The organism is Phocaeicola coprocola DSM 17136, from assembly GCF_000154845.1.
Classification (GTDB): domain Bacteria; phylum Bacteroidota; class Bacteroidia; order Bacteroidales; family Bacteroidaceae; genus Phocaeicola; species Phocaeicola coprocola.
In genome coordinates, this window is sequence record NZ_DS981462.1 from 87540 (window position 1) to 99151 (window position 11612).

The following is an 11612-nucleotide window of genomic DNA, read 5'->3' on the forward strand; positions in this document are numbered from 1 at the left end:
AAAAATATCAGAATATTTATCATGTTATAAAACATTATTATACAAGTATATAGATTTCATACTTCATACGATATATAATTAATGTATTATTGTAGGTGATACGAAAAGAGATTCAAGCAAATTACACTGCAACAAAAAGTACTTTAAAATTAGTTTCTTATCTTTGCATAAAACAATCCTAATAATGAAGTTATGAAACATTATCCTTGCGTGCTCACTATTGCCGGATCGGATTGCAGTGGAGGAGCCGGCATTCAGGCCGACATAAAGACTATATCAGCATTGGGAACTTATGCTGCCAGTGCCATTACAGCAATCACAGTACAAAATACTTGTGGAGTAACAGGTATTCATCCTGTACCTCCCAGCTACGTAAAGGGACAGATAGAAGCTGTTATGACGGATATCCGTCCACGTGCGGTCAAGATTGGCATGATAAACGATGTAGAGATTGTGCAGGTTATAGCCGAATCTCTGAAAAAATTCAAGCCGGAGTTTGTCGTGTTCGATCCGGTTATGGTATCAACCAGCGGATGCAAACTTATGGAGGATGATGCAATTGAAGCTATCACCACACTTCTTATGCCGCTTGCCAGTATTATAACTCCCAATCTGAGTGAAACGGAAGTGCTGACGGGAAAGCAGATTCGCAACATTGAAATGATGAAAACTGCTTCGCGTGAACTGCTGAACTACGGATGCCGTGCCGTACTGGTTAAAGGAGGCCATCTGGAAGACGGAAACATGTGCGACGTACTGCAACTGAAGGATGAAAGCGAACCTCATTTATTCATGGCACAAAAAGTAGAAAGTCATAATACACACGGCACCGGGTGTACACTTTCGTCTGCCATTGCTACTTTCCTTGCTTTAGGCAACAATATGCCCGAGGCGGTAAAACAAGCTAAAGAATATGTATATCAAGGTATTCTATCCGGTAAAGATGTACACATAGGAGAAGGGCACGGACCACTGAATCACTTCCACTCTCCCGTACCGATGCATATTTCCGATGAAGATTAAATCAAAAAAATCAGAAATCTAAAATAATTCATTACCTTTGTCATCAATAACTTAACTCAAAAATAAATTTATGAAAGCATTTGTATTCCCCGGACAGGGCGCACAATTCGTAGGAATGGGTAAAGACCTCTACGAAAACTCAGCACTGGCAAAAGAATTATTCGAGAAAGCAAACGATATTTTGGGCTATCGTATCACCGATATCATGTTCAACGGCACAGACGAAGACCTGCGTCAGACTAAAGTTACTCAGCCTGCCGTATTCCTTCACTCTGTTATCTCTGCTCTTTGCATGGGTGATGACTTCAAACCTGAAATGACTGCCGGACACTCACTTGGAGAGTTTTCTGCTCTTGTTGCAGCCGGTGCTCTGTCGTTCGAAGACGGTTTGAAACTGGTGTACGCACGTGCTATGGCTATGCAGAAAGCATGCGAAATGCAGCCTTCTACAATGGCTGCTATCATCGCCCTGCCTGATGAAAAAGTAGAAGAAATTTGTGCTCAGGTAAGTGCAGAAGGCGAAGTTTGTGTCGCAGCTAACTTCAACTGCCCGGGACAGATCGTTATCTCAGGATCTATCGAAGGCATCAACAAAGCTTGCGAACTGATGAAAGCAGCAGGAGCTAAACGTGCATTGCCGCTGAAAGTAGGTGGTGCTTTCCATTCTCCGCTGATGGATCCTGCCAAAGTTGAGCTGGAAGCAGCAATCAATGCAACTGAATTCCACACTCCGAAATGCCCGATTTATCAGAACGTAGACGCTAAACCACATACAGACCCTGCTGAAATCAAGACTAATCTGGTAGCTCAGCTGACTGCTTCTGTACGTTGGACTCAGACAGTTCAGAACATGATTGCAGACGGAGCAACAGACTTTACAGAATGTGGTCCGGGTGCTGTTTTACAGGGACTTATTAAAAAGATCGATAAAGAAGCTAATGCTCACGGAATAGCATAAGCAGCAGTTCTGCACGAAGCAAAAAAAGATGCTGAATTTTTGATGAAAAATTCAGCATCTTTTTTTATTTTATCAGCAAATTTTACGACAAATATCAGGATATAATTTACCCCTCTTGCAGTTTTCTTGTTTTTTATCTGCCAAGCCCTGTAAAGGTCGGCTATAAAAGTCTGCAAAAGGGGTAAAAATTATTCTTTTATTTCAAAAGTTCTCCAAGTTTAGCAGCCAGTTCTTCGCCACGCAAGTTACGAGCAACGATAGTACCTTCCTGGTCAACCAGAACAGTTGCAGGGATAGCACGAACACCATAAAGTTTCGCACCCTCACAGCTCCAGCCTTTCAAGTCTGACATCTGTGCCCATGTAATATTCAGGTCTTTAATAGCCTTTTTCCATGCTTCTGCATTGTTGTCCAAAGAAACACCGACAATACCAAAACCTTTAGCCTTGAATGCATTGTATGCAGCTACTACATTTGGCATTTCTGCACGGCAAGGACCACACCAGCTAGCCCAGAAATCAATCAAAGTATACTTATTCTGAGAAATAAAGTCAGACAGTTTTACTTCCTTACCTTCTGGAGTATTCATTGCAAAATCAATGAACTTCTGACCTACTTCTGTTTTTTCTATTGTAGCAATGTGCTCTTTCAAAGCAACAATATCTTTATCTGCGCTGTAAGCAGCTGGAACTTTATCCAATAATGCTTTTACTTTAGCTGTTTCGAATGCATTAGCATATGAAGTCAGCAACTGTACACCTACAAGGTTGTTGATGTTTTCATTAATGCAGTTGTAAACCATTTCAGTTCCCAAGCTATCTTTTTCAGCCAACTGTTTTTCCAAATCTTTGCGCTGATCGTCAGTCAACGTAGTATCAGTCTTTGATTTCTGATATATTTCAGACATTTCCTTATTGATAGCAACAAATTTATCCATAAACTGCTGGTAAGCATCATTACACATTGTACCAGCAACCTTATTGGCTTCAGCGCCCATGTTCAGCGTGATATCTCCTTTTTCAATGAATACCATCGCAGTCATGCGCATACCGTTCTTTCTATAGGTTACATAACGGCTTACTGTTACAGAATCAGGAGTGCCCTTAAATTCGAATGCACCACCTTTTACAACAGCAGAATCCATTTTAACGAGTGATCCGTCTACAAAATTCTGCAAATACACAGTATCCCCTTCTGCTACTCCTTCAATAGTACCCTTAATCGTGTACCCAGCCTTTTCCTGACAAGAAGCAAATGCCAATAATCCGGCAGTTGCCATCAATAAAATTTTCTTCATAATAAATGTGTAATAATAAAATAGTTTAATGGCGGCAAAGGTAGCCCTTTAAATCAGAAAGGCAAACAAATTAATGTATATTCTTCCGCTTATCACTTCAGTTTATTCCCTCCAACAAATAGTGGAAGAATAGAGCACAAGGTATAAAGTATAGTAAATCCTTCGGAAGAAAGCCCGAAAAAAGAATCCAATCCTGTATAGTGCAGGGATGTAAACAGCTGTATCACAAAAAACAGTGTAACACAATAGCCAGAGAAACGGACAAAGCTATACGACATGCCCTTTATTATATCTCTATCCGTACGGTATAAATCTATACTGTATCCGTAAATTATCGCCATTATTCCCAGCCCCAACGAAAGGAGATAACTGACACCTTCTGACAAGGGTGAATTCTTCAACCCTCCTGTAATACTGCGTACTATCCCCCATGGACCTAAAGCCAGACACAAAACTGCCAGTATATAAACTGCCCCAACGGTCAGACTCAACAACAACGAACGCTTTTCTTTTCGGGAAAGTTTTCTGCCATGAAAGATTACTCGTCGGACAGCCTCCCAAAAACCTGAATGCATACAGAGTCCCACCCCGAAAGCCAACAACAAGATGTCGCTAAAAAAAGGAGCGGAAAAAAAGCCGTCGCCAACATTTCTGAGTTGCCAGCGTAACCCTTCCGCACTGAGCAGACTCTGAACGCCCGACCAGCCATATATGCTCCCAACCCATGAAAGGAGGACCACTACCAACGTAAGCAGAAAGAAAAGCGTGGCAGGATGAAGGAAGTGTCTATTCATCATCAGGTTCCAGATTGTCGATATCCAATATCCTCAGTTCAAAAGCCCGTGTTACCAATCGGCAAGCATTTACTCCGGTACGCTCCTCAGGACGGAACAAGCGGTTTACCAATTCATTCTGACGTTTTTCTATCGATTTCACTCCAAAGGGCATAGCCTTCAGGTTGGTGATCATTTCCTTAGTATACCCCAAAGCCAAATGGCGAAGCAAACGTTCGTCATATTCATCGATATCATAATCAATGATCGCTTCCTGACGCCGCATCTCCACCTCTACCGACTGCTTGAAGCGTTCCACAATTTTTTCCAGTATCGGATAGTTGAACACTAATTTCTTTCCTGCCATGACAGCCTCTACATCCGTAGCAGTCAACAGCTCACCTGTTTTCAGAATGATCCCGTCAGCACCTGCATTTAAAGCATCAACCCATAATTTTTCATTCAATACTTCACCGGTAAAAATCAAAACTTTCAGTTCCGGACGTTCACGATGCAAACGGGCACAAATATCAACACCGATAGTAGTAGAACCTCCTAAACCTAAATCAAGCAAAATCAAATCGGGAGTATGCTGTTCCAGCAACGGCCAAAATTCAGCTTCAGTCATAGCCGTACCTATAACTTCTGCATTAGGTATCTCGTGACGAAAGATTTCTTCCGTCCCTTTTAATTCCAACTTAACATCTTCTACAATGATAACTTTAAACTTTTCCATATATTCAGTCTTTTTACTTTTTCACAATAAGCGGTATGGTAAACCATACGGTATATCCTCCCTCTGAAGACGGACAAGCATTGATCCGGCATCCACGATGTCCTGCGAACTCATCATGTTCGCGAATTATCTGCTTACAGACCAGAAACTCTGTACCCTGCAGGCCAGCTGTGCCGCCTTCATGAAAACGAGACAATGCCGGATAAAACAGATCGTTCAGTTCTGCCTGTGTATGATTCCGTCGGGTATCCGTAAAGTTGAAACGTGCAAAGCCGTTTTCCTGAAAAACTGATAACTTCAGAACACCCGTCTGCGGGAAACGTACAGCCTCATCGAGTAAATTTTCGAAGAGAAATAAAAGCAAAACGCCATCTCCTGCTACTGACAAGCCTGCTTCCTGCTCGACTTCCAACTTCAGCGAATGTGACAGTTTACGAGATATTTTACGCAAATATTTTTCTACTTGTCCCATTAACACAGCTACATTGACCTCTGCCCGTCGGAACGTTATATCGTCAAGCTGACGGGAGGCACACGAACTAAGTAAAGTAAATATATCTTTATAATAGCTCACCAGTTCAGAAATGGTTTGCAGCTGCTGTTTCTCCTCCTGTAAAGAGATATTATCCTGCCTGTTCAGACGATCGACTATCTGCTTTATCCGGTTAGGATAATAGATTGTTTCATGCTTTATGGTAGACAAACAATTATCGAGTACCATATTCTGCACATGCAGCATATTTTCTTCATAAGAAGCTCGCCTTGCATCATCCTGAGCCAATTCTATGTCGTAATGTTTACGTCTGACACAGACCACCGCATTATGCAACACAACAGCAAGATAACTTACAATCAGCTCTACCATCAATCTGTCATTTTCGCGCACACAAGGAAGTGCGGCCTTCACGGCAAGTACACCTGCACAATAATTCTCTTCATTAATATCTACATTCAGCGGAAAATAATTCCAGGAAGCTTCATTCGTCCACGATACTAGTTTCTTTTCAAAACAGCGTTCCATCCGGTTACACAAATCTTCGTTCTCTCCTTCTTCACCGAAAATATAATGCAAAGATGAGGTTTCTTCATCGTATAAGGCTAAAGCCATATCCGCAATGGGGAACAGTTCATTCATTTCCTCGGAAAGCTTTTTAAGAATGTCTTCTGCTACATTACTTTCTTCTTCATCTCCCGGCTGCGCAACAGAGAAGATAGACTGGTTTATCTCGAATACCTGCTCCATATTATAGCGATAATGCAAACGATGACGTAAGTATAGTATATAATAACCGGCCAGACAGACCACAACCAGTAAAAGAAAAATTCCTAAGGCTATCAGCTTATTATTGGCAGACTGCTGCATCCGCACACAATATTCTTCCAGCGAACGGTCTTTACTAATCTGCTTGTACAAGGTAGTATAAGCACGATTATTATAATAATATGTACGGAAATCCTTTACTGCAAGTCCGGCTACAGCTGCTTCATTACGAACATCAAGCAGAATATAATAATCGGTATCAAATCCTTGGGCCAACCATGTCTGTTCTGCTGCTTCATAATCATCGCGATATAATTTCAGCAACGGATATTTTCGCTTGGAATATTTCAGATAGTGCAGATTCATGTAATATAAAACACTGTCGGCATATACCAGCGCCTCCTGATAGCGAGCATTTACATTGCAATCGTACACCCAGTTTGCATAATCATTAGCAATCGACAGCAAACTGTCGTAAGCAACTCTGTTCTTTTCTTCAGGCTGTTTGTATACCGACGACTGACAGCTACCCAGGCCTAAAATACTCATGGCGAATATCAGACATATAGAAAGAGTTCTTTTTACTCCTTTAGGCAATCTGAAATAAAAACGACTTCCTTTTCCCAATGTACTGTCTATCGAGAAACAACAAACGCTGAATACAGCATTAGTCTTACGGTACTTCTCAATAATCCCTTTACAATTCATCAAGCCAAAACCAGATCCCTTCTGCCGGCGCAATTCCTCCGTATCAGCAGCTGTTCCCATTCCAATAGCTCCAGAATCATAGACCTTCTCACCTAAGATACGGTTTACATCCTCTTCCGACAGACCAGGACCGTCATCCGACACTGAAATCTCTACATACTCATCCGTTTCTTTTGTCGATAGTGTAATATGTCCATACTCGGGAGTATACTTACGTGCATTTTCGGTCAAGGTATTTATCATAAAAAGAGTAAGTGCCTTATCGGCTTTTACAACAGCTTCGGTCGGATCGACCTGCAACTCCTGATGTTTTATTTCAAAAGAACGTCTACCTTTAGCAATAATCCCAAAAAGTTCTTTTAAGGCAAAGCTCTCAATGTTCAAACTTAATACCCCTTGACGCATCTTGATCCATATTGCTAATATTTCATTGTACTCATTAATCCGGGTAATTAGTTCGTCGATATATTCAAACTTTCCTTTCTTAATGTCAGCCCGACTGGCATAAGGTACAGATTGCAGCTTATGCACTTCATTAGCTACTCGGTCTATATATGGAAATATACCTGTCACAATAGAAAGACAAGCTTTTTTTACCATGTTCTGACGTTTGTTCTCGGCTACATGCTGTTCATGAATATACTGTTCCTTTTCCAGACGCCGCCGCTCGTCGTCTAAAGAAACAAGATTCATTCCATTTTCCAATGTCCATGCCAGATAAGGCAAGACCAGCTGGAGTAATGTCTGTTTCTCTTTACGAAGCGGATGAGGTAATTCCAATAATAATTTCCCTATATTCTTGCTTTTATCAGGAGAAAAGAGCTCGAAGGCATAAAAGCCGGCTTCAATTTCTTCACGCTCATCTTCCGATGAACACGCTTCTAATACAATTTTTACATCCGTAGCTCCAAAGATATGCTCAAAATCGGTTTTTATCGTATGACAGACAGTATCAGTAATTTCTTCTACTTCTGTTACATTTTCCGGAACAGACGAAGTTATCTTGCGACACAAATCAAATACTTCCTTCAGTATGGATATATAAAGCTTATTTCTCTTGCGCCAACGCCTATTCAGCATAACGAATAATACAATAAGCAGAAAAATCCCTATCACTACCAGCAATAATAACGCATTAATCTGTCTTGATTCTTTCTCCAAAGCTGCATAACGACTCTCCAAAGCTTTGTCCTGCCGGGTATAGTCCAGTAAGTCCAAATAAACATTCCGATTGTAATCGGATTCCAGCTTACACCCCATTGCTGCATACGTCCTACTCAATTGCTCACGCAAGCGCAGTATCCATTCCGGTACAGTTTTGATGCCTTCATCCGCAATCCATTTCAGTTCAGTAGACCGTACTTCATCAGGAGCATAGGCCTGCAAGCGATCGGTTGTATCTGTACAGTGATAATATTTTTCATGATGCCAGTTAACATATTGCAATGCAGCTTTCAGGTTCTCCAAAGCCTTTTCCGGCTGTCCCGAGTAATTATAATACGTAGCAATCGTCCGATAAGTTCCCGAAATCTGATAACCGTCACCATATTTCTTAAACAAATCCAGCGCCTGACGTGCATAATACAGCGGCAAGCTGTCAACTGGTAAGTCTTCTTTATTGACCAAACGGAGAAGCCCCGAATGCTTTTCTTCCAATATTTTCCGATTACTGCGAAAATTCAGCAATTCTGCCATAGCCTGCATGGCATTAGCCTCAAAATAAATATATCCTCCCTTACGACTCTGAAGTAGACAACTCGTCAGGCAGCCAAACTCTCCAATAGTAATTTCCTCGCGAGCGGGAGCCTCATACATTCCTCCAGAACCTCTCATATATTCATAGTACAACCACTGTGCTGTATCTCCCTGCAACACATCGGGTGTAATAGAATTAATGGAACGCAATGATTCATCGTGCTGTTCCAGATAATAGAAATAAATACCCGATACAATATGAAACTCGGAAACAGCATAATTTAGTCTTTGTTTCTCGTGAGCATCAGAAATAAGGGCCTCATCTTCACGAATACGCTTCAAACGTTGTAAAGCGCTATTCCGGTAATCGTAAAACTCTTTATTCATTGATGTACGCTGACATATTTTCATCATACCTACATCCGAAATCAAATGTTCTATTTCATTACCTCCTTCTTTCAAAGCCTGTAGATACAAAGAAGAAGCCTTTTCAAAATCCATGCGCATAAAGGCACAAAAGCCCATGTTATTTAAAGCCTCTGCACGCAAATCGGAATTTCCTTCAGCCAACTGACATGCGCGCTTGGCTGCTTTCATAGCAACAGACAAGTCTTTATAGCGCATATCATAAGCAAGATGATTCAGAGAATCGGCTTCTGTATAAGAAACTTGCTGCTCCATGTGCCTTTCACACGACATTCCAAAGATGACCGTGAAGCTTATTATCAATATACACATTACTACTCTCATAAGGAAACATACGATTTACTACAAAAGTACAAAGTTCATTGCGAAGAAACGGCAGAGAAGATGATAAAAAAATAAAAGAGACCATATCACATCGTCTGTACGAAATGATATAGCCTCTTATGGACAAAGTGAAAAAAGATTATTTCTTTGACTCTTCCAGAGAAACTTTTCTAAATTCTTTCAATACTTTTTCCAGTTCCAATGAAGCCTTGCGAGCACGAGTTCCAGCTGCCTTATTTCCTTTAGCAACCTGCAATTCTGCATCAGCAACCAAAGCTGCATTCAATTCCTTAATCTTTGCAATTAATTCGTTCATAATCTCCTGTATTTTTTATTTTAAACAACTCAAAGTAAATACAAATAACTCAATAACAGATATCTTTGCCTTTCTTTTTTACATTATTTAATATAAAACACTGTTTTTCAATGCAACTCGGTTGCAAATAAAGTTAGCACAGATGAAATCAGACTACGCATATATTGAATTTATGATATAACGTATGTATTTTTGTTTCCTGATAAAAAACTAATCAAATGACACATCATCACAAACATCATCATGAACATCACCATGCAATATCCTCACTTAATTCAATATTTATTGCATGCATAGTAATCAATCTTGCTTTTGTTTTTATTGAAGCAGGAGTAGGTTTTATCTATAACTCATTAGGACTTTTATCCGATGCCGGACATAATCTCAGCGATGTATTCAGTTTGCTGCTTTCTTTATTCGCATTCCGTATGTCACAATATCACAGCAACCGGCATTTCACTTACGGATACAAAAAAAGTACGGTGTTAGTTTCACTGGTCAATGCAATTATCCTACTGATAGCGGTAGGAGCCATCGTTATTGAAAGCTTTTACAAACTGAAACATCCGGAAGCGACATCAGGTGAAGCAATATCATGGACAGCCGGTATAGGTATTCTTGTGAACGGAATAACGGCATGGCTTTTAATGAAAAATCAGAAACACGATTTGAACGTGCGTGGTGCATTCCTGCATATGGTTATGGACACACTCGTTTCTGTGGGTGTTGTCATATCGGGTATCATTATTATTTATACAGGTTTTACAATCATCGATACTATAATCAGCCTGGTAATTGCCGCCATTATCTTACTCTCTACATGGAGGTTACTGAAGGAAAGTCTCTTTCTTTCATTGGATGCTGTTCCGGAAAACATTGACATTAAGACAATCGAACAAATCCTAACACAGGCTCCGGGCATAGAAGGATGGCATCACTTACATATATGGGCAGTCAGCACTACTGAAAATGCAGCAACTGTACACATCGTCATCAGTAATCTATTACAAATGGAAGAGATAAAATGGAATCTGAAAAATGAATTACGAAAAAAGGGTATTCAGCACACGACTATCGAATGTGAAACTCCCGACTCTTTATGTAAAGACAGAGATTGCTGCTGAATACTTCTTTCAGTTCACTAGTGTTTACCTATTGGCGGAATTAAATTATAAAAGATTTATGTTTAAAAAGTTGTGCATATTGTTGATATTTAGTGAATTAAAGGTGACCAAACTTTTTAATAGACAAATATCGTATGCACAACTTATATGCAATATTCGCAAAATTACTGAACATATGCAAGCAAATTGCCGGCAATTTAGTCAATGAATCTGGGAATGTGCCAAGACGAGGAGTCGTCCCTAAATTCTCAGACCTTGAAGTAGTGGCTTTGAACATGGCATCAGAGGCTGCCCCGTATTGTACAGTGAGTCTCTGTTGTTTGCAAAGCTACAGGAATATAGGGTTGAAATACCCAACCTTATTTCCCGCCGACAATACAATGACAGGCGTAAAACAACTTCCTCCCTATGTAATGCAATCCGAGAAAGAATGGTTTCTGAAATGGATGGTGGTGAAGACTGTTTCTGTATTGATTCGAAGCCGATAGAAGTATGTCGTATTGCCCGTTCCAAACGTTGCAGTATGGGAAAGAAGGATTTTAGTAAAGCACCTGAGGTAGGCTACTGCGCATCACAAAGCATGTATTATTATGGGTATAAACTCCATGCAGTCTGTGGGTTAAGTGGTGTCATCCGTAACCATTCTATTTTCCGCCTTGACACGCATGTTCCCTAAACCTACCTTTGCGCCGTAACCCTTAAACAACAATGATTATGGCAAAAGAAAAAGTAAACTACCAGGAGGTATATGACCTCTATCAGTTATGCAGTGAGACCAAGGATCTTCGTGAGTTCTGTGCGGATTATGGAGTAAATTACGACAAGTTCATGAACTGGCAGCGTCATCAGCTATGGAGCGAAAAGTTAGGCAAGACAGTTCAGGTTGAGCAACCCAAGGTTGCCAAAGTCCGGATAACCGGCAAGCCTTGCAACAGTCCAACCGTAAAGTTGGAGGTGAAACAACCTGAAGG

The 11612-nt window shown here is 40.6% G+C and carries 9 protein-coding genes and 1 pseudogene; 5 read left to right on the forward strand and 5 right to left on the reverse strand.

Annotated elements, in window-relative coordinates; translation table 11 throughout:
* The first annotated feature begins 192 nt into the window (after nucleotides 1-192).
* Complete coding sequence (thiD, locus tag BACCOP_RS07340) at nucleotides 193-1023, forward strand: bifunctional hydroxymethylpyrimidine kinase/phosphomethylpyrimidine kinase (protein WP_007567796.1); 831 nt, start codon at nucleotides 193-195, stop codon at nucleotides 1021-1023.
* Nucleotides 1024-1093: 70 nt separating this feature from the next.
* Nucleotides 1094-1981 (forward strand): ACP S-malonyltransferase, encoded by an 888-nt coding sequence (gene fabD, locus BACCOP_RS07345; protein ID WP_007567798.1) that lies wholly within the window; start codon nucleotides 1094-1096, stop codon nucleotides 1979-1981.
* Between the two features lie 196 nt (nucleotides 1982-2177).
* Here fabD and BACCOP_RS07355 read toward each other — a convergent pair whose 3' ends face one another.
* The 5 genes from BACCOP_RS07355 to BACCOP_RS07375 form a co-directional block, all read right to left on the reverse strand.
* Nucleotides 2178-3278: a TlpA disulfide reductase family protein gene (locus BACCOP_RS07355; RefSeq protein WP_007567801.1), complete on the reverse strand. Its 1101-nt coding sequence runs from the start codon at nucleotides 3276-3278 to the stop codon at nucleotides 2178-2180.
* Nucleotides 3279-3370: 92 nt separating this feature from the next.
* Complete coding sequence (locus BACCOP_RS07360) at nucleotides 3371-4075, reverse strand: AbgT family transporter (protein ID WP_007567803.1); 705 nt, start codon at nucleotides 4073-4075, stop codon at nucleotides 3371-3373.
* Nucleotides 4065-4787 (reverse strand): DUF5932 domain-containing protein, encoded by a 723-nt coding sequence (locus BACCOP_RS07365; RefSeq protein WP_007567804.1) that lies wholly within the window; start codon nucleotides 4785-4787, stop codon nucleotides 4065-4067. The genes BACCOP_RS07360 and BACCOP_RS07365 overlap by 11 nt, the downstream gene beginning before the upstream one ends.
* A 13-nt stretch (nucleotides 4788-4800) precedes the next feature.
* On the reverse strand, nucleotides 4801-9201 hold the full coding sequence (locus BACCOP_RS07370) for a DUF5113 domain-containing protein (protein WP_040311909.1): 4401 nt from the start codon (nucleotides 9199-9201) through the stop codon (nucleotides 4801-4803).
* A gap of 139 nt (nucleotides 9202-9340) precedes the next feature.
* Nucleotides 9341-9517, reverse strand: a complete 177-nt coding sequence (locus tag BACCOP_RS07375) for a histone H1 (protein ID WP_007567807.1) — start codon at nucleotides 9515-9517, stop codon at nucleotides 9341-9343.
* Between the two features lie 218 nt (nucleotides 9518-9735).
* Here BACCOP_RS07375 and BACCOP_RS07380 point away from each other — a divergent pair, with 218 nt between their 5' ends.
* The 3 genes and pseudogenes from BACCOP_RS07380 to BACCOP_RS20260 form a co-directional block, all read left to right on the forward strand.
* Nucleotides 9736-10641, forward strand: a complete 906-nt coding sequence (locus tag BACCOP_RS07380; RefSeq protein ID WP_007567808.1) for a cation diffusion facilitator family transporter — start codon at nucleotides 9736-9738, stop codon at nucleotides 10639-10641.
* 58 nt (nucleotides 10642-10699) lie between these two features.
* Nucleotides 10700-11308: pseudogene (locus tag BACCOP_RS07385) on the forward strand (transposase family protein); the annotation flags it as partial.
* 47 nt (nucleotides 11309-11355) lie between these two features.
* A partial coding sequence (locus BACCOP_RS20260) for a hypothetical protein (protein WP_185150259.1) occupies nucleotides 11356-11612 on the forward strand: 257 nt, incomplete at its 3' end.

What these genes read in the sequence shown, in the direction of transcription:
- thiD (WP_007567796.1), top strand. Translation starts at nt 193, where the DNA reads ATGAAACATTATCCTTGCGTGCTCACTATTGCCGGATCGGATTGCAGT.
- fabD (WP_007567798.1), top strand. Translation starts at nt 1,094, where the DNA reads ATGAAAGCATTTGTATTCCCCGGACAGGGCGCACAATTCGTAGGAATG.
- BACCOP_RS07355 (WP_007567801.1), bottom strand. Translation starts at nt 3,278, where the DNA reads ATGAAGAAAATTTTATTGATGGCAACTGCCGGATTATTGGCATTTGCT.
- BACCOP_RS07360 (WP_007567803.1), bottom strand. Translation starts at nt 4,075, where the DNA reads ATGATGAATAGACACTTCCTTCATCCTGCCACGCTTTTCTTTCTGCTT.
- BACCOP_RS07365 (WP_007567804.1), bottom strand. Translation starts at nt 4,787, where the DNA reads ATGGAAAAGTTTAAAGTTATCATTGTAGAAGATGTTAAGTTGGAATTA.
- BACCOP_RS07370 (WP_040311909.1), bottom strand. Translation starts at nt 9,201, where the DNA reads ATGAGAGTAGTAATGTGTATATTGATAATAAGCTTCACGGTCATCTTT.
- BACCOP_RS07375 (WP_007567807.1), bottom strand. Translation starts at nt 9,517, where the DNA reads ATGAACGAATTAATTGCAAAGATTAAGGAATTGAATGCAGCTTTGGTT.
- BACCOP_RS07380 (WP_007567808.1), top strand. Translation starts at nt 9,736, where the DNA reads ATGACACATCATCACAAACATCATCATGAACATCACCATGCAATATCC.